Origin of the sequence: Pseudomonas sp. TH39(2020) (genome assembly GCF_016650715.1) — a bacterium.
Taxonomy (GTDB): domain Bacteria; phylum Pseudomonadota; class Gammaproteobacteria; order Pseudomonadales; family Pseudomonadaceae; genus Aquipseudomonas; species Aquipseudomonas mandelii_C.
Genome location: NZ_JAEKFF010000007.1, coordinates 1,276,325 through 1,293,145 on the forward strand (window position 1 = coordinate 1,276,325; position 16,821 = coordinate 1,293,145).

16 protein-coding genes, 1 tRNA gene and 1 pseudogene are annotated in these 16,821 nt (G+C 57.2%); 11 read left to right on the plus strand and 7 right to left on the minus strand.

Annotated elements, in window-relative coordinates:
• The first annotated feature begins 52 nt into the window (after positions 1–52).
• Entirely contained in the window at positions 53–784 is a 732-nt protein-coding gene (locus JFU47_RS26290; RefSeq protein WP_201186771.1) for an amidotransferase, read from the plus strand.
• A 52-nt stretch (positions 785–836) separates the two neighbouring features.
• Here the strand turns inward: JFU47_RS26290 and JFU47_RS26295 are convergent, their stop codons facing one another.
• The 3 genes from JFU47_RS26295 to JFU47_RS26305 all read right to left on the minus strand — a co-directional run bounded on the left by JFU47_RS26295 (position 837) and on the right by JFU47_RS26305 (position 3,596).
• Complete coding sequence (locus JFU47_RS26295; RefSeq protein ID WP_201186773.1) at positions 837–1,808, minus strand: magnesium and cobalt transport protein CorA; 972 nt, start codon at positions 1,806–1,808, stop codon at positions 837–839.
• A gap of 161 nt (positions 1,809–1,969) precedes the next feature.
• A complete protein-coding gene (locus JFU47_RS26300) occupies positions 1,970–2,692 on the minus strand; it encodes a 1-acylglycerol-3-phosphate O-acyltransferase (RefSeq protein ID WP_056744165.1) in 723 nt (240 codons plus the stop codon).
• 214 nt (positions 2,693–2,906) lie between these two features.
• Entirely contained in the window at positions 2,907–3,596 is a 690-nt protein-coding gene (locus JFU47_RS26305) for a crotonase/enoyl-CoA hydratase family protein (protein WP_201186775.1), read from the minus strand.
• A gap of 64 nt (positions 3,597–3,660) precedes the next feature.
• On the opposite strand from JFU47_RS26305, the gene JFU47_RS26310 reads away from it, so the two are divergent.
• From JFU47_RS26310 to JFU47_RS26345, 8 genes and pseudogenes are all read left to right on the plus strand, one after another.
• Positions 3,661–3,810: a hypothetical protein gene (locus JFU47_RS26310; RefSeq protein ID WP_185049171.1), complete on the plus strand. Its 150-nt coding sequence runs from the start codon at positions 3,661–3,663 to the stop codon at positions 3,808–3,810.
• A 93-nt stretch (positions 3,811–3,903) separates the two neighbouring features.
• Positions 3,904–3,993 (plus strand) — tRNA-Ser (locus JFU47_RS26315).
• Between the two features lie 329 nt (positions 3,994–4,322).
• Positions 4,323–4,505, plus strand: a pseudogene (locus JFU47_RS26320) (hypothetical protein).
• Between the two features lie 159 nt (positions 4,506–4,664).
• Positions 4,665–4,985, plus strand: coding sequence for a YbjQ family protein (locus tag JFU47_RS26325; RefSeq protein ID WP_201186777.1), 321 nt, complete (start codon positions 4,665–4,667; stop codon positions 4,983–4,985).
• A gap of 668 nt (positions 4,986–5,653) precedes the next feature.
• Positions 5,654–6,025, plus strand: a complete 372-nt coding sequence (locus JFU47_RS26330) for a hypothetical protein (protein WP_059404653.1) — start codon at positions 5,654–5,656, stop codon at positions 6,023–6,025.
• A gap of 184 nt (positions 6,026–6,209) precedes the next feature.
• Positions 6,210–6,638, plus strand: a complete 429-nt coding sequence (locus JFU47_RS26335) for a glycine zipper domain-containing protein (protein WP_201186779.1) — start codon at positions 6,210–6,212, stop codon at positions 6,636–6,638.
• Between the two features lie 128 nt (positions 6,639–6,766).
• On the plus strand, positions 6,767–6,955 hold the full coding sequence (locus tag JFU47_RS26340; protein ID WP_140679828.1) for a hypothetical protein: 189 nt from the start codon (positions 6,767–6,769) through the stop codon (positions 6,953–6,955).
• A gap of 108 nt (positions 6,956–7,063) precedes the next feature.
• A complete protein-coding gene (locus JFU47_RS26345; RefSeq protein ID WP_056744178.1) occupies positions 7,064–7,276 on the plus strand; it encodes a hypothetical protein in 213 nt (70 codons plus the stop codon).
• A gap of 564 nt (positions 7,277–7,840) precedes the next feature.
• On the opposite strand, the gene JFU47_RS26350 is transcribed toward JFU47_RS26345, so the two are convergent.
• A complete protein-coding gene (locus JFU47_RS26350) occupies positions 7,841–8,239 on the minus strand; it encodes a hypothetical protein (RefSeq protein ID WP_201186781.1) in 399 nt (132 codons plus the stop codon).
• Positions 8,240–8,242: 3 nt separating this feature from the next.
• Positions 8,243–13,108: an RHS repeat-associated core domain-containing protein gene (locus tag JFU47_RS26355; RefSeq protein WP_201186783.1), complete on the minus strand. Its 4,866-nt coding sequence runs from the start codon at positions 13,106–13,108 to the stop codon at positions 8,243–8,245.
• Positions 13,109–13,370: 262 nt separating this feature from the next.
• Between JFU47_RS26355 and JFU47_RS26360 the strand changes: the two genes are divergently transcribed.
• Entirely contained in the window at positions 13,371–14,066 is a 696-nt protein-coding gene (locus JFU47_RS26360; protein ID WP_140679820.1) for an HAD-IA family hydrolase, read from the plus strand.
• Between the two features lie 71 nt (positions 14,067–14,137).
• On the opposite strand, the gene JFU47_RS26365 is transcribed toward JFU47_RS26360, so the two are convergent.
• The gene (locus tag JFU47_RS26365) at positions 14,138–14,884 is read right to left on the minus strand and encodes a 3-oxoacyl-ACP reductase family protein (protein WP_201186784.1); all 747 of its coding nucleotides are present in this window, start codon (positions 14,882–14,884) and stop codon (positions 14,138–14,140) included.
• A gap of 125 nt (positions 14,885–15,009) precedes the next feature.
• Here JFU47_RS26365 and JFU47_RS26370 point away from each other — a divergent pair, with 125 nt between their 5' ends.
• Complete coding sequence (locus JFU47_RS26370; protein WP_201186786.1) at positions 15,010–15,933, plus strand: LysR family transcriptional regulator; 924 nt, start codon at positions 15,010–15,012, stop codon at positions 15,931–15,933.
• A 130-nt stretch (positions 15,934–16,063) separates the two neighbouring features.
• Here JFU47_RS26370 and JFU47_RS26375 read toward each other — a convergent pair whose 3' ends face one another.
• A complete protein-coding gene (locus JFU47_RS26375) occupies positions 16,064–16,792 on the minus strand; it encodes an aspartate/glutamate racemase family protein (protein WP_201186788.1) in 729 nt (242 codons plus the stop codon).
• Positions 16,793–16,821: the final 29 nt, after the last annotated feature.

Below are 16,821 nucleotides of genomic sequence, written 5' to 3' on the forward strand. Positions count from 1 at the left end.
CAAGGCAGGCTCAGGGGTGTGCATTATTCCCATCAAGTGTCAGGTATTTTTTATGTCGTTACGCATCTGCATTCTGGAAACCGACATCCTTCGTCCGGAACTGGTCGATCAATATCAGGGTTACGGGCAGATGTTCCAGCGTCTGTTTTCGCAGCAACCCATCGCTGCCGAGTTCACCGTGTACAACGTGATGCAGGGCGAATATCCCGGTGATGAGCTGACGTTCGATGCCTACCTGGTCACCGGCAGCAAGGCCGATTCCTTCGGCACCGACCCGTGGATTGAAACCCTCAGGACTTACCTGCTGACCCGCTACAAGCGCGGCGACAAACTGCTGGGCGTGTGCTTCGGCCATCAACTGTTGGCGCTGCTGCTGGGTGGCAAGAGTGAACGCGCGACCCAAGGCTGGGGCGTCGGCACCCACAACTACAAACTCGCCGCCAAGGCGCCGTGGATGAGCCCGGTGAGGGAAGAGCTGACCTTGTTGATCAGCCATCAGGACCAGGTCACCGCGCTACCGGAAAACGCCACGGTCATTGCTTCCAGCGATTTCTGCCCGTTCGCCGCGTACCACATCAACGATCAGGTGCTGTGCTTCCAGGGGCATCCGGAGTTCATTCACGATTACTCGCGCGCGTTGTTGGATATTCGTCAGGAAGCGCTGGGCGAGCAGATTTATTCGAAAGGTATGGCGAGCCTTGACCAGGAGCATCACGGCACTACCGTTGCGGAGTGGATGATGCGGTTTGTGGCGCACAAGCCTGAAGCTGGATCGGTTCAATGAGCTGACAACGAACCTGTGGCGAGGGGGCAAACGCCCTCGCCACAACAGCTTCTTAAAGCCACCCCGACTTTTTGAAACTCGCCCACAAACTTACGCACCCCACCGTAATGACCCCCAACACCCCGAAATAACCGTAATGCCAACTCAACTCCGGCATGTCCTGAAAGTTCATCCCGTATATCCCGGCCACCGCCGTCGGAAACGCCAGAATCGCCGCCCACGCCGCAAACTTGCGCTGCACCACGCTTTGGCGTGACGCCTCCAGCAATACCCCAACTTCAATGGTCTGGCTGGCAATGTCCGCCAGGGTCGTCAAGTCTTCCATCTGCCGCGTGACGTGGATCTGCACATCGCGAAAGTACGGGCGCATGTTTTTGTCGATGAACGGAAAGTTGAGCTTTTGCAGTTCCTCACCAATCTCTACCATCGGCGCCGCATAACGACGCAAACGCAAGACATCCCGGCGCAGACTATGGAGTTTTTGAATGTCGCGCTCGTTCAGGGAACTACACATGACGTTGCGTTCCAGCTCATCGATCTCTGCATGGATCGCTTCACCCATGGGCTGGTAGTTTTCGATCACGAAGTCGAGGATGGCATAGAGTACGAAATCTTCCCCATGCTCCAGCAACAGCGGACGCGCCTCACAGCGCTGCCGGACATGGGCGTAGGACGCCGAGTGACCATTGCGTGCGGTAATGATGTAGCCCTTGCCGGCAAAGATATGAGTCTCGATGAACTCCAGTTTTCCTTCATTCCGGATCGGCGAATACGTGACGATGAACAGCGCGTCGCCGAAGGTTTCCAACTTCGGTCGACTGTGTTTTTCCAGGGCGTCTTCGATGGCCAGTTCATGCAGGTTGAACTGGCGTTGCAGATTGAAAAGTTCCTGGGCATTCGGCTCTTCGAGGCCGATCCAGACAAAGTGGCCAGGCTTTGCAGCCCAGGCAGCGCCTTCGTCGAGGGTGATATTGGTGACTTTCTTACCAGCGCTATAAACCGCAGCAGCAACAACTCTACCCATGATAGTGATTCACTTCTTATTGGCAGCTTTCTATTAGCAAAGATGGCAGTGGCAGGCAGTGTCCAGCTTAGCCCTGTCTGCTACTTGAGAGTCAGTGAAATCTGATGAGTTCGCAGGCAAAAACTCGCAGGCAAAAGAAAACCCGCACATGGCGGGTTTTTTTACGCGGCTTGCAGTTGCCGATCCATCGAAGCGATGCACTCGCGCATCTGCTCGCGGCACTGGGCTATTAGCAGCGGCATGTCATCCAGGCTCAATCCAGCCGTAGGAATCGCCGGTAACGAGCGGATCAGAATCTTCCCACTGCGCCAACGGTTCAATCTCATGTGTTTAACGTAACTGCTGACACACACCGGAACAATCGGCACGCCGGCGGCAATGGCCATTTGAAAGGCGCCTTTCTTGAACGGCAGCAACTCTTCGCCCAGGTTGCGCGTGCCTTCCGGGAAGACCCAGATCGAAGTGTCTTCATTCTGCAACGTGTGGGTAGTGGTCAGCATCGACTGGCGCGCTTTCTGCGCATTGCCGCGATCGATCAGTACATTGCCCGCCAGCCAGAACAACTGACCAAACAGCGGCACCCACTTCAGACTTTTCTTGCCGATACACACGGTGCGGCGGGGCACCACGTTGCCGAACACAAACAGATCGTAGTTGGACTGGTGGTTGGCGATGATCACGCAGCTGTCGGGTTTATCCATCAGCGGTCCGACGTCGGCCTTCACTCGCAGACGCAAAATGCACATCGCCGGCCATGCATAAAGACGCGCACACAAACGGCTGTTGTCCGGGTTGAACGGTCGGCACAGGCCGAGAATCACCCCAAGCACACCGGCCAGGATAAAGTGCAGGCCCATCAATAACATACGAAACACAAACAGCATTTACAGGCCCCACCGGGACAAAAGGTGGCGCAGTGTACGGATGTGCACTGTTTTCGGCAATTGCCGCTATAGAGGTGGGAGATAGGCGATGTTTGAGCGCATGTTTCCGACTTATGGGGCAGACGCGATCTAGAGCGGTTGTAGGCTTTTCAACGGAGCGCGTAAGAAAAAGCCCGACACGACGGTCGGGCTTTTCGGTGTGGCACGTTTGGGTTTAAACCAAAAAATCCTGATCCTGGATGATCGCGTTGTCCAGCCTCTCCAGCAGCGCCTTGCGCACTTTGAGCTTGGTGTTCTTGTGAGCGGTCATGTTGATCTTCTTCAACTGACGAGCCGCCGCCAGCGCCGCGCCTTGCAGCTCTTCGGCCGACACCACCAGGTCGAAGAACCCGGCATCCACGGCACTTTGCGGATTAAACATCTCAGCGTTGATCACAGCGCGGTGGAACGCCGACTTGCGCAGACGGTCACGGGCCAGCTCGATACCGGCGTGGTGCATGGTCATGCCGATCTGCACTTCGTTCAAACCAATGGTGAACGGGCCGTCGACACCAATGCGGTAATCGACCGACAACAACAGGAACGCGCCCTTGGCCACCGCATGCCCAGGGCACGCGACGATCACCGGGAACGGGTGCGCCAACAGACGACGGGCCAGGGTCGAACCGGCAGTCACCAGCGCCACGGCTTCTTTAGGGCCGGAAGTCATCACCTTCAAGTCATAACCGCCCGACAGCATCCCGGGTGTACCGGTAATGATCACCACCGCACGATCAGTCACTGCCTGATCCAGCGCGGCGTTAAACGCAGCAATCACGTCCGGAGAGATGGCATTGACCTTGCCATTGCTCAAGGTCAGGGTCGCGATACCGTCTTCGAGATGGTAGGAAATCAACTCACTCATGACGCTATTCCTTTCAATAAAGTAGCGCAGACGTTACCCACCGCTGCAGGCCAGGTAAAGCGCCGTGACTGACCGCCCAGTCACCCTTTCCCCGCCCGGCAAGCGTCGCCCGCCACGCCAGCCGCGCATTCCCCTCTATATAGAAGAGGGCGCGAAGCCGGAGATTGGCGGGTTTGCCATGGACTGGAACCTGCTCGAACGACTAAAACGCTAAGCGCATGAAAATTCTGCAAAAAAAGTTTGCCATCGGAAAAGCTTTCGACTACATTAGCGCGCCTCGACAGACAGAACATGTTTGACGAGATACGGTGAAGTGTCCGAGTGGCTTAAGGAGCACGCCTGGAAAGTGTGTATACAAGAAATTGTATCGAGAGTTCGAATCTCTCCTTCACCGCCAAATTCGATGTAACCAAAACCCCTGATTTCGAGAGAAGTCAGGGGTTTTGTGGTTTCTGGTGTCTGGATTTTGTGGATAGCACTGTTATTGATCCACGCTCATCGGCGAAGGTGCTTCCGAAATTCATGTAGGACGGGTGATAGGCATGTGGGAAGTAATGCTGGAAAGCCAGGTAGTTGGGAGCTTCCATAGGTTTTAGCACCTGACACGAGTCGTTTCGTGAGGGGTATTCGCTTTGCGCCTTTAGGGGACACAATGAATCAACGGGCAAGGCACATGACGCGGCCCATTATCTGGATGGACGCACGCACGTTATGCAGGACTTCACCATGGAACAGGCAGAACTTGAAAAGGTTCATGTGGAGATCGTCAAGCTGATGGCTGAGCAGCGCAAGCTGAACGCCGAGGCCTGAAAGATGACCCGTGAAACTTTTTGGTATCCGGTGGCTGTGGCGACTGGGTTGATTGGCACGGTGGCCACTGTCACAACTGTATTGGTCAAGCTGCTCTAACTTTTTAGGCAGTAGTCAATGAAAAAAGAGCTCCGCATCACGGCTGCGTTGTTCAACGACTTTGCAGCTCTTGGCTCCTTTGTAGGTACGACTTCCATCCTCTGAAAAGCACGGTCTTCAGCTTCTTCGTTTCACCTGGGCCATGAAGAAGGAAAATTAATGATCACCACCACAACCCACACCATCGAAGGCCGACAAATCACCGCCTATCTGGACATCGTCAGTGGCGAGTCGGTGCAGGGGGTCAACGTTATCCGCGATATGTTCGCCGGGATGCGGGATTTTTTCGGTGGGCGCTCTCAGACATTGGAGCGGGCGTTTAAGGAAGCACGGATTCAGGCCACCGACGAATTGAAGGATCGGGCGCGGGCACTTCAAGCTGATGCGGTGGTGGGGCTTGATTATGAGATCAGTATGCCGGCCGGGAAGGGCGGGATGGTGGTGGTGTTCGTGACCGGGACGGCGGTCAAGTTGAGGTGAATGTGTCACGAGGCCGTTCGTCGGGGATGCAATAATCTGAACTACAAGTCCAGTCATGACTGACTAGTCTCAAAAGCGTTGAAGGTCGATATTTTTCGGGCAAATAGGGCTTGCCGGTGTCGACCCTTTTTTGAGAGGGGAAAGGTATGGCTGATTCGTATATCGAAGACGACGGGTCTGAGTTTCCGATCAACAATTGCGTGCAGTGTGGTCAAGCGGAGTATGTGTCGGGCTTTGGTGAAGACCGGGCCCAGGTTGCCAAAGTGAAATCCAAGAAGCCCCGAACCGAAAAGGCGAATTTCTTGCCCAAGAGGGTGACGGCGTCTTCCAGGAAGTAAGCGTCAACCGAACAGCCCCCGCCATTGAGCGGGGTTTTCATTTCCACAAGGTCGGCTGTTGGGATTTGAACTACAGATACATAACCCGCTGTTGGTATTTTATTTCACAAACTTTTCACACCTGCCTACGTAGGCTCAACTCATCCGTTAGAAAGCAGTACCTGGCCCGTTCCCCAGCGGGCTTTTTTTTGCCTGTCATAAAACCTTTTCTAAAAACGCTGTCCAACCGTCGCCTATTGCGAGGTTGTACCCGTGCGTGTCTGGACTTTGTCTCCTTTAAAGCATTCAATCTCGCCCCTTTCGGTTACCCCTTTTGTTGAGGTTCTTGTCATGCGTTTAACACTGCCTGCTTTGGTTCTGGGGCTTTTGGTTGCTCAAGGTGCGATGGCTGCGGGTGATGGCACTGCCGCCATCGGTGGTGGTTTGGGTGGCGCGCTGGGTAATGTGGTCGGCCAGAGCATGGGCGGCAGCACCGGTGCAGCGATTGGTGCGGGTGTAGCGGGCGCGGCCGGCAGTGCTGTTGCAGCACGCAAAGGCAGCCGCACTAAAGCAGCCATTGGTGGTGGTGTCGGCGCGGCCGGCGGTTCGGTGATCGGCAACAGCCTGGGCGGCAAGACCGGTTCCACCATTGGCGCAGGCTTGGGCGGCGCATTGGGCGGCGGCGTGGGCAGCAACCTGGCCAAAGGTCACAAGCGTCACTGATCCTGATCGATCAGCTCAAAAAGCCCGGCTTGATGCCGGGCTTTTCGTATCTGAATATTTCTTCTTCGCGCTCTTCGAATTTTTCAGCTGTCCAACGATCAGCGCTGGCGTGATGAAAAAGTTAAACTCACGCCATCCGTAACGCGTTCTCTTACCCCCGATACGGAATTTAGAGGTTCATATCATGCGTTTGACATTGTCCACGTTGGTTCTGGGACTTTTGGTCGCTCAAGGTGCAATGGCCGCCGGTGACGGCACCGCTGCAGTTGGCGGTGGTATTGGCGGTGCGCTAGGTAACGTGGTCGGCCAGCAAATGGGCGGCAGCACGGGTGCTGCGATTGGCGCCGGTGTAGGCGGCGCGGCAGGTAGCGCGGTCGGCGCGAAGAAAGGCAGTCGTACAGAAGCGGCTATTGGTGGTGGTTTGGGCTCGGCCGGTGGCTCGGTGATCGGCAATAGCCTCGGCGGTTCTACCGGTTCGACCATTGGCGCTGGCCTGGGCGGCGCGGCGGGTGGCGCGGTAGGCAACAACTTGGGCAGCGACAGCGGCAGTTCACACTCCGGTAACGGCCACAAGAATAAGCATAAAAACAAGCACAGAAACAAACATCACTGATTCGACATTGAGTTACAGCACAAACCCGGCCCAGCGCCGGGTTTTTCGTTTCTGGTCGTAGGATTCTGGAACGTTTGGTCGTGGGTCACCTCGAACTTCATATACCCCAGAATGTTGTGAGGCATGCCATGACTCCTGAAACCAAAGGCAAGGAAGAAAAAGGCCCGAGCGGGCTTCCGTTCATTAACGATCCAGGAAACGAAGACCCAGGCTCACTGATGGATGACGCAACAGTGCCGCTCAATGATTCCGATGATGCGGGCGACGTCGGAAATATCGAGTTCGAAGACGAGGAAGAGGACGAGGACGAAAATTGACCCTGCTTTGCGACGGACTTGACCGATCGTCTCCCGGATCGAACGCAATGCAGGGCGCAATCTTCGAAACTTCAGGGCCTGCTTTTCACGCCCCCCCAGAGGTGCCATATGAACGCTGATCCGAAAGACTCCGACATCGACGATACCCCCGAATATCCGCTGCCTTCACCGACCGATTCCCTGAGTCGTGATCAACGTCCGCCTGATGACGACACCGCTGTAGAGCAGTTGCCGTCTGATGAAGTGAAGCGTGGGGATGTGGAAGCTCACCCTGACGATCCGGACATTGCCGGTGAAGACGGCTCAAACGAACCGAGCTGACATACGCTGTGGCGCAGGCCACTCGTCGATTGTGCGGCACCTATAAAAAGCGATGACTGCCAGAAATCAGGTACGCACCTTTTAAAGGAGATACACCATGATCAGGTCAAAATTGACGACCGTGATGGTGATCGGCGTGTTGTTGGCTGGCTCAATGTCGGCGTTTGCTCAGTCCTCCGGCACCGATGCACCTGTGGATAAGGGCGGGATGCCGCCTTATTCAGAAATGAATGCGGGCTCAGCGGACGGGAAGGCGTTGCCGCCTGGCACTATTAAGGGTGGGAATGGTGGTGATGCAAATGGAAGTAGCACCAGCCCGGAGAAAGGAAGCGGGGCGATGAGTGGTGGAGGTTCGATGGGGAGTGGTTCTGGAAGTGGGTCTGGAGGCTCTGGTAGTTCTGGGATGAGTGGAAGCGGGAGCGGTGGGAGTTCTGGGACTGCGGGAGGAGGAACGGGTGGTGCTGGTGGGAGTACGAGTGGTTCGGGTGGTTAAGTCCGAAGTCTTACCGGAAGATGAGCCCAGTTCTAACTGGGCTTTTTCCAGATACTGTATCTTTACCCTAGCTACTCGTCGGAGATATCAGACTCAACCCATCGCATGAAAAACTCTTCTTGAACCTCAGGTTCGTTTGTCAGATTGTTTTCCTCGTAATCAAAGATACTCACAAAATCACTTCTTAATGCTTGTTTTCCCAGTGTCAGTTCATATGCTTTTACGCCTAACGACATCTGTGAGGACATACTAGAGGGGTGTACGTTTATTTTTGCTCCTTTACACAAAAAAGTCACATCACGATGGTCTTCCCTGACATGACCCAAGCATTTATAAAAATCGTCGCCAGAGTATGAATTTCGATAGCCATTTTCCATGACAAAAGTAATGCTTAGATTTTCGGAGTCACAGAGAAGCTCAGCGGGTTGACGCTTGCCATTTTTGATTATCAAAATCTTTACGCTGTCCACGTTCTATTTCCTGTTCGGATTTAAGGTGGTGTGACCAGATGGGCGACCATTAGCCCCGATAGGGGTTACGCCGAGAATATCTTCTCTTTTGACTCCGCCTTGAATTGCTAACTCTCGCTCGCTACCAAACTTGTATTTCTTCCCAAGCTCCGAAGTCAGATCTCGCCCAGGGATCATCCGTATGGTGTACAAAAAACCGCTTCTCATGTTGAATTTTGTCGCGAAATCGATTCCAACTTCTCTAACTGGGGTAGTGCTTACAAAATTGCTCGGAGGCTTGTTGCTATCTAGGGAATGGAGCAGCAAGTCATTGCTGTCGCCCTTGGTTTTAAATCCTTGTTCAAATATCTCATCTGGGTGACGACCGTCTCCACGATATAAATACAATTCCTCTGGATATGATGGGAGTTGAGCTTCCCCCTCATCAACCTTAATCTTCCCCGCCGGATCTTCATCCCCAAACGACGGCCGCTTACACCCATCCCCACCCGGACACTCACTCAACCCCAACGGATCAACCCACCCCGTCGGGTTCCGCGTGTACTGATACCTGTTTAACCCACCCGCCAACTTGCTCGGATCCGGCGTCAAATACCGTCCAACATCCGGATTGTAGTAGCGATGCCGGTTGTAATGCAGGCCTGTTTCCGCATCGAAATACTGCCCCTGAAACCTCAACGGTTGATCCAGCACCTGGTGGGTGTCGCGGTTGAGTCGAGTCAGGCGGCCATAGGCTGTGTATCGGGCGGCCCAGATGATGTCGCCGCTGTAGTCGGTGAGTTCTTGTGGTGTGCCGAGGTGATCGAGTTGGTAGTAGAACGGGCAAGCCTTGCGCGGGCCTTTGCCGTCGAGCATGGCGAGTGGGCGGAAGCTGCCGGGTTCGTAAACGTAGCTGCGGTGGTGGTCCTGGCTGTGTTCGGCGATGAGGTTGTCGCCCTGCCAGAAAAATTCGGTGGTGTTGCCGTCGACGGTTTTGCTGATGCGGCGGCCGAAGGCGTCGTAGCGGTAGGTCGCCTGGCTGCCGTTGGGCAGGGTGGCGCCGATCAGCCGATGTTGGCAGTCGTAGCGGTACTCGGTGACCAGTTTTTGCCCGGTGCCGCGGCGTTCGCGGATCAGGTTGCCAAAGGTGTCGTAGTCGTAATGGCGGTCGCCTTGCATCAGCAGGCGGTTGCCTTTGACGGTGGTCGGGCCTGGACGATCCTGCATCAGCAGGTTGCCCGCCGGGTCGTGGGCGAAGCTTTCCGGTTGTTGATCGCGGGAGTGGCGGACGCGGATCAGGCGGTTGAGCGGGTCGTACTGGTAATTGCGTTGGCCGTGACGGGTGTCGGCGATGCTGTCGAGATTGCCGTTGGCGCTGTAGGCATAGTCGCGGCGATACAGTGTTTGGAGGTGTTGGCTGACAGCGTGGGCTTTCAGACGGCCCTGGTCGTCATACTGATAATCGCTGAGCAACAGGCCTTGTTGGCGGTTTAGTTCGCGGCCTGCGAAGAACGTATGCGACGTCAATCGGGTGCCGTTGAGGTCGATGGCCGTCAGCGAACCGCCCTTGGCGTGGTGGTAATCGAGTTTGCTGTTGTCCGGCAGGCGCAGGCGGTTGAGCTGCCCGCAGGCGTCGTAGCCATAACGTAATGTGCCCCAGCCCTGATGTTCGGTGATCAGTCGGTCCTGCTGGTCGTACTCAAATTCCAGCGGGTGATCGTGGCCGTCGTCGACACTGACCAACCGGCCGAGGCTGTCGTAGCGGTATTCAACCTTGATGCCGTCGGGCAGGGTTTTGACCAATAGGCGCCCGGCCGAATCCCGCTGATAACCCGTTACCAACCGCGAGCCATCCTCGCCGAACTCGGTTTTCTCCAGCAGATGGCCATTGAGGTCGTAGGCGTACGCCGTGCGTTGGCCGTCGAATCCGGTTTCCTGTCGGATCAAGCCATTGGGCGTGTAGTCCAGGAGATATTTTTCGCCGGATTCGTTTTCGATTTCCGTGAGCAACAGCTGCGCGTTGTCGTAGCGGTACTTCAGTTGGGTGCCGTCGGGATTGATACGGCGGCTGACCAGTTGCAGATCGTCGACGTATTCGTAGCGGGTGACGCGGCCCAGTTCATCGCGTTCGGCGGTGATCTTGCCGTAGGCGTTGTAGCTGAAGGCGCGGCTGGCGCCGGTGGGAAGCGTCGTCTGGATCAGTCGGCCAACGGCATCCCATTGGTACTGGGTGACGGCGCCGTGTTCGTCCTGACGGGTAATCTGCCGCCCCATCGCATCGTAGGAAAACCGCCGCACACCACCATCCGGCAGCGTTTCCTCAACCAACTGCCCCAAGGCGTTCCAGACAAAAACATGCCGACTGGTGTCCGGGTAACGGATCGACAGCAGCTGACCTTTTTCGTCGTAGTGATAGTGGCTGACATGACCGTCAGGATCGGTCGCTTCGGTGATGTCACCCTGGGCGTTGCGCTGATACTTCCACACGGCTTTGCCGCGAAACCGTGCGTGCAGGAAACCGTTGCGATACTCGTAGGCCGTCGGTTCGTCTTCCGGCGGAATCAGCGTGATAAGCCGTCCGACCTCGTCGTAACGGTATTCGGTGACGGCGCCGAGCGGATCCTGCTCGGCAATTAGCCGACCGTTGTCGTCGTAGGCCTTGAGGTGTTCGCCGCCATCCAGTTCGACCTTGCGCACCAGTCGCGCCTGTCGGTCGTGCTCGTAAATCTCTTCGCTACCGTCAGCGTTTTTAACCAGCACACTGCCGTTGTCATCCCAGGCGTAACGCGTGTCCATCTGCGAAAAAGTCGCCCAATGCCGAACGCACCGGGCCGCCTTGCCGGCACGTTCCCACTCCCAGTAGAAACTTGCTCCGCCGGCCAACTGCCGCTGCAGAATTACGTGCTGCTCGTCGTAGTCGTAGCGTTCGCTTTCGCCGGCGGCATTGGTTGCTTCGATCAAGCGATGACAAGCGTCGTAGCGGTACGCAACCAGCGTCTGCTCAGTACGCCAGGCGTCTTCCAGGGTGTCGGCCGGATGAAAACGCTGATACTCGACGGCGACCACGTGTCGGCGCTCATAGCGCAATAGAAGGGAGCGCCCTGCGCCGTTATTGAGGCGCTTGATCCTGTCAGAAGAGTCCCGCTGCACCGTCAGCCGATTGCCGTAGGCATCGCTGATAGCCGTCAGACGTCCTGCACGAAAGTGGAAAAAACGCGATTTTTCGCCAGCCAGGGCGAGGATCAGTTCTTCCGGCTCGTCACCTAGATAAATCGCTGCCCGCGACAGGCTGTTGTGAATCGTCAGGCGCTCGATATTCGGTAACGGAAAAGTCGTACGGCGGTTTTCGTGGTCGATCCAGATGACGGTGTCGCCATCGATTTCCAGGTGATGGGCGAGTGAGTGACTCCAGCCGAATCCGAGCCCGCAATCGATCTCCACCGCACTGGTGCGATAGAGCCGGGTGAAGTCGAACGGCAAAATCCCGTCCAGTGAACCGTCGGTCAGCGTGAGCAGTTCCTCGCCCGTGACCATCGATACCGGACAGCCATTGGTACAGGTCAACGGTCCGCAATCGGCGCTGTCACCATTGGGGTTTTTCGCTTGATCCGGGGCATCGTCGCGATGTTCCTGCCTGCCAATCCTGGTCATGGCTTCAGACTTGTCGCGAGCAATGGCCACCGGATTCTTCACCAACAGAACCGGCGCAACCCCCGCGGTGATTTGCAACGACACGGCGGGCGCAGGTTTGATCGGTGCATTCCGGGCATTGACCATCAGCGGTTTGAGCGCGCCAGCGTGGACTGTCAGGTCGGACATGGCGGTGAGCTCAGCCAATCGCAAACTGGCGACCGCCAGCCATTGCCGGGTCTGCGGGGACTTGATCCTGGACAGCACCTTCTCACTCAGACGCAATTCCAGTCCTGCAGGACCGGTGAGGCACATGAGTAGGAAACTGATCAATAGCTCCGTGCGAATTTCCGCCACGACCTCGGCGATGTACTGCGGAGGTAACATCCTCAGCCAACTGGTGAATGCCGCGAGATGAATGAACATCAACGGCTCGTCGCTCAGCATCAGCAACACCTTGGCGATGGACTCGGCTGAAGCGTTCAGCAGCGTTTCAATCTCGGATTGGGTCAGGTATTCAAGGAGTTTTTCGCTGTTGGCCTGCAGGTCCGCGATCAGGGCATAAATCTGTTTCACGTCATCCCACAAACCGTTCAGCGAGTTCTCGAAACCGCGCCAATCGGCCTGTTGCAGCATGCCGTAGCGCTTGATGAAGCCGGCTTGGGAGAACCCGGCCCACGCTGGTTCGAACGCGGTCGTCCACTCGTTGCGCAACCAACCTTCCAGCTCGCCGATGACGCCCTGATAGGAGGCATAAAGTACTTTGACGTGATCAGCGGATACATCGGGAAAGAACGTGATGCGATAACGCTGGCCGCGCTGGCAATCGGGGATTTCCAGGATGCCGCTGGGGCCGATTTCGTGGTAGATCGGCTCGCCAAACGTCTGCTCACCCGCCATGTCGGAAAGCAAAGGTTCAAGCATCACCGGCGTATTGCCGATCGGCACGAAACGCGCCGCCTCAAACATATGCACCAGAGTCAACGGACCGCTGGCCGGGCACTCGGTGACTGTCGCACTGACCGGTGTGGTGGAATGCTTCGGCGCGCTTAGACGGACTTCGTTGCCGACCTTGAAAACTTGCTCGACATCCAGGGCCTTGCCGGTCCAGAAACTTTCAGCCCAGGCGTCGTAGTCATTGAGGCAGAGCCGAAAGTCATCGAGCAGCGCTTCGACATTCGGCTGCTCAGGGTCCATGGCGGCGACTACCAGCAGCCCGATGGTGTTGTTCAAGGCCAGGAGGTTGTCAGGTATGAACATTCGCAGTCCCTCGCGCGGATCAATTCAGAGCGCGAGACTTTGCGGGGGATCGGCGGGGAAAGAAGTCGGGAAAGTAAGTGTTTGGTGTAGGGGAAATCGCTAAATGACGAAGAGCACTTCGGCCAGGTTTTAGTACCGGTCAGGCATTGCCCGTTGCCCTATGCCCGTCGCGCTCGTTATGCTGCTGAATCCTTTAATCGATCGCGGACCCGGCCGTACCTGAGCCGCCTCTGGGATGTCATTAGAAAACGGATCAGATGCGATGAATGCACCGCTGAATGAATTCGGCCCGATCAAGGCCGTGATTTTTGATATGGACGGCTTGTTGCTGGACACCGAGGGCATCTACACCGAAGTCACGTCCGTGATTGCCGCGCGTTACGGTCGGGTTTTCGACTGGAGCGTCAAACAGCACATCATCGGCCGTGGCGCGGGTGATCTGGCGCGTTATGTGGTCGAGGCGCTGGACCTGCCGATTACCGCCGAAGAGTTTCTGGTGATCCGCGAACCGCTGATGCGCGAGCGTTTTCCTACGGCGCTGGCGATGCCTGGCGCACAGGAGCTGGTTCGGCATCTGAAGGCCAATAACATTCCGATCGCGGTGGGCACCAGTTCTTCGCGTCAGTCGTTCGGACAGAAAACCACGTTGCACCGCGACTGGTTCGCGCTGTTCGATTTCATCGTAACGGCCGATGATCCGGAAGTCGGCGCGGCCAAACCGGCGCCGGACATTTTCCTCACGGCGGCGCGGCGCCTGGGTGTTGCGCCTGAGGATTGCCTGGTGTTCGAGGATTCGCCGTTCGGTGTCACGGCGGCGAAAGCGGCGGGAATGACCGCGATTGCGATCCCGGATGCGGCGATGGCTGACGAAAAATACGCACACGCCGATGGCATTCTTCGTACGCTGAAGGCGTTTAAGCCAAGCGCCTGCGGTTTGCCGGCGCTCGAATGGGCTTAAAGCTGCGTACATGAAAACGCCGGCAACCTGATCAGGGTTGCCGGCGTTTTTTTTATGCGTGATTCAGAGCATCAGGCGCCGAAACCACCGTCGATGGTCAGGCTGGCGCCGGTGATGTAGCCGGCTTCGGGACCGACGAGGTAGGCGACGAAGCTGGCGATTTCTTCCGCTTTACCGTAACGACCCACCGCCATCAACGGGATCAGGCTTTCGGCGAAGTCACCACTGGCCGGGTTCATGTCAGTGTCGACCGGGCCCGGTTGCACGTTGTTGATGGTGATGCCGCGCGGACCGAGGTCACGCGCCAGGCCTTTGGTCAGGCCAACCAGCGCCGATTTGCTCATGGCGTACGGGCCACCACCAGCGAAGGGCATGCGGTCGGCGTTAGTGCTGCCGATGTTGATGATGCGACCGCCTTCGGTCATGTGTTTGGCGGCGGCCTGGGTGGCGATGAATACGCTGCGCACGTTGATCGCGAGGGTCTGGTCGAAGTCTTCGAGTTTGAAGGCTTCCAAGGGGGCAACGGCCAGCACGCCTGCGTTGTTGACCAGAATGTCCAGGCGACCAAAGGCTTTTACGGTGGCGGTCACGGCGTTGCGAATGGCCTCGGCGTCGGCGCTGTCAGCCTTGATGGCGAGGGCTTTGCCGCCGTGACCGGTGATGCTGTTTTGCAATTCTTCGGCCTTGGCTGTGGAGCTGACGTAGGTGAAGGCGACTGTCGCGCCTTCAGCAGCCAGGCGTTTGACAATGGCGGCGCCGATACCGCGGGATCCGCCTTGAATCAAAGCCACTTTGCCGCTGAGGTTCTGAGTAGTCATATCGATCTCCAAAGTCCCGAGGCGAGATGTCTCGGTTGATGGAGCCTAGTATCGATTCAGGATTACCGGCTGTGTAGACGGTAATTGCGATAGTCTGTGTAAACCAAAAGTTTACAGTGGCGCTTATGGAAACCTTCAGCAGTATCGAATGCTTCGTGCGCAGTGCCGAGGTCGGCAGCTTCGCCGAAGCGGCGCGTCGCCTGAGTCTGACCCCGGCGGCGGTGGGCAAGAGCGTCGCCAAACTTGAGACGCGGCTGGGTGTGCGGCTGTTTCAGCGCAGCACTCGCAGCCTGACGCTGACTGAAGCGGGTCATCGGTTTCTCGGCGAAGTGAGTTCCAGTCTTCACACGATCCAGAATGCCGTGGCCAATCTGGCCAGCGCCGAGGGGCTACCAGCGGGGGCATTGAAGGTCAGCATGGGCACGGTGTTTGGGCGGTTGTATGTCGTGCCATTGCTCGGGGAGTTTCTGCGGCGCTTTCCGGCGATCAACCCGGACTGGCATTTCGATAACCGTCAGGTCGATCTGATCGCTCAGGGTTTCGATGCGGCGATTGGTGGGGGATTTGAGCTGCCGCAGGGGGTGGTGGCGCGCAAGCTGACACCGGCCCATCGGGTGTTGGTGGCGTCAGCCGAGTATCTGGCGGGGCGCGAAGCCATTGTCGAACCTGACGACCTCAAGCAGTGCGACGGAATTCTGATCCGCTCCCCGCAAACCGGTCGCGTGCGCTCCTGGCAATTGACCAGTCGCACCCAGCAACACAGCCCGCTGACGCTAAAGGCGCGGATGACCATGAGCGATTCGGAGGCAGCCTGCGCCACGGCCGCCCAAGGGTTGGGCATTGCGCTGGTGAGCATGCCGTTTGCCGTGGGCTTTCTGGAGGCCGGGACCTTGCAGCGGGTGTTGCCGGACTGGTATGTCGACGATGGCAACATTTCGATCTATTACGCGGAGCACAAACTGCTGCCCGGCAAGACCCGGGCGTTTGTGGATTTCATCATTGAGCAGTTTGCGGAGCAGGGGTTGGGGCAGCGGTTTAGCGCGCTCTGAGTCTGGCTTTAGACCGAGGTGTGGCCTTCGCGAGCAGGCTCGCTCCCACAGGGGATTTGTGAACGACACAGATCAAATGTGGGAGCGAGCCGGCTCCGGGCGGCGTTCCGACGATGAACGATGAAGCGGTCTACCTGCCAAACCGCCCCGGCCAACCAATAATTTTCTTCGGCCGCGGTGTCGCATAAGTCCGCACTTTGGACGTCGACAACCCCAGTCGCACCAACGACTCGGCAATCGTTACCGCCGCCGTCACACCATCCACCACTGGCACGCCAGTGCGCTGACGAATCTGTTCATCCAGCCCGGCCATGCCGCCGCAGCCCAGGCAAATCACCTCGGCCTTGTCTTCAAGCACGGCCAATTCCGCCTGACGAATAATTGCCTCCAGCGCACGTTCGGGATCGGATTCCAGTTCCAGCACCGCCAAACCACTGGCCCGCACCGACGCGCAACGGTCCCAGAGTCCGGACAGTTTGAGGCGATCCTCGATCAGCGGTACGGTGCGGTCCAGCGTGGTGACCACCGAGTAGGCATGGCCGAGGAACATGGCGGTGCTGGCCGCCGCATCGGTGATGTCCACCACCGGCACGTTGAGCAACTCCTGCAAACCCTCGCGGCCGTGTTCGCCGTAACCGGCCTGGATTACGGCGTCGAAGGGTTGGTCGTAAGCCATCACCCGATCCATCACCGCGATGGCGGCCAGATAACTTTCGAAATTGCCTTCGATGGAGTCAGCACCGAAGTAGGGTGTCAGGCCGATGATTTCCGTGCCCGGCGCGGCCACGGACTGAGCGGAACGCGCGATGGCCTGGGTGATGGATTCGGTGGTGTTGACGTTGACCACGAGAATTCGCATGTGAAGTCCTTATAGCGGGTGATTCTGCG

What these genes read in the sequence shown, in the direction of transcription:
- JFU47_RS26355 (WP_201186783.1), bottom strand. Translation starts at nt 13,108, where the DNA reads ATGTTCATACCTGACAACCTCCTGGCCTTGAACAACACCATCGGGCTG.
- JFU47_RS26325 (WP_201186777.1), top strand. Translation starts at nt 4,665, where the DNA reads ATGATCACCACCACAACCCACACCATCGAAGGCCGACAAATCACCGCC.
- JFU47_RS26345 (WP_056744178.1), top strand. Translation starts at nt 7,064, where the DNA reads ATGAACGCTGATCCGAAAGACTCCGACATCGACGATACCCCCGAATAT.
- JFU47_RS26300 (WP_056744165.1), bottom strand. Translation starts at nt 2,692, where the DNA reads ATGCTGTTTGTGTTTCGTATGTTATTGATGGGCCTGCACTTTATCCTG.
- JFU47_RS26365 (WP_201186784.1), bottom strand. Translation starts at nt 14,884, where the DNA reads ATGACTACTCAGAACCTCAGCGGCAAAGTGGCTTTGATTCAAGGCGGA.
- JFU47_RS26360 (WP_140679820.1), top strand. Translation starts at nt 13,371, where the DNA reads ATGAATGCACCGCTGAATGAATTCGGCCCGATCAAGGCCGTGATTTTT.
- JFU47_RS26375 (WP_201186788.1), bottom strand. Translation starts at nt 16,792, where the DNA reads ATGCGAATTCTCGTGGTCAACGTCAACACCACCGAATCCATCACCCAG.
- JFU47_RS26335 (WP_201186779.1), top strand. Translation starts at nt 6,210, where the DNA reads ATGCGTTTGACATTGTCCACGTTGGTTCTGGGACTTTTGGTCGCTCAA.
- JFU47_RS26370 (WP_201186786.1), top strand. Translation starts at nt 15,010, where the DNA reads ATGGAAACCTTCAGCAGTATCGAATGCTTCGTGCGCAGTGCCGAGGTC.
- JFU47_RS26330 (WP_059404653.1), top strand. Translation starts at nt 5,654, where the DNA reads ATGCGTTTAACACTGCCTGCTTTGGTTCTGGGGCTTTTGGTTGCTCAA.
- JFU47_RS26295 (WP_201186773.1), bottom strand. Translation starts at nt 1,808, where the DNA reads ATGGGTAGAGTTGTTGCTGCTGCGGTTTATAGCGCTGGTAAGAAAGTC.
- JFU47_RS26340 (WP_140679828.1), top strand. Translation starts at nt 6,767, where the DNA reads ATGACTCCTGAAACCAAAGGCAAGGAAGAAAAAGGCCCGAGCGGGCTT.
- JFU47_RS26305 (WP_201186775.1), bottom strand. Translation starts at nt 3,596, where the DNA reads ATGAGTGAGTTGATTTCCTACCATCTCGAAGACGGTATCGCGACCCTG.
- JFU47_RS26290 (WP_201186771.1), top strand. Translation starts at nt 53, where the DNA reads ATGTCGTTACGCATCTGCATTCTGGAAACCGACATCCTTCGTCCGGAA.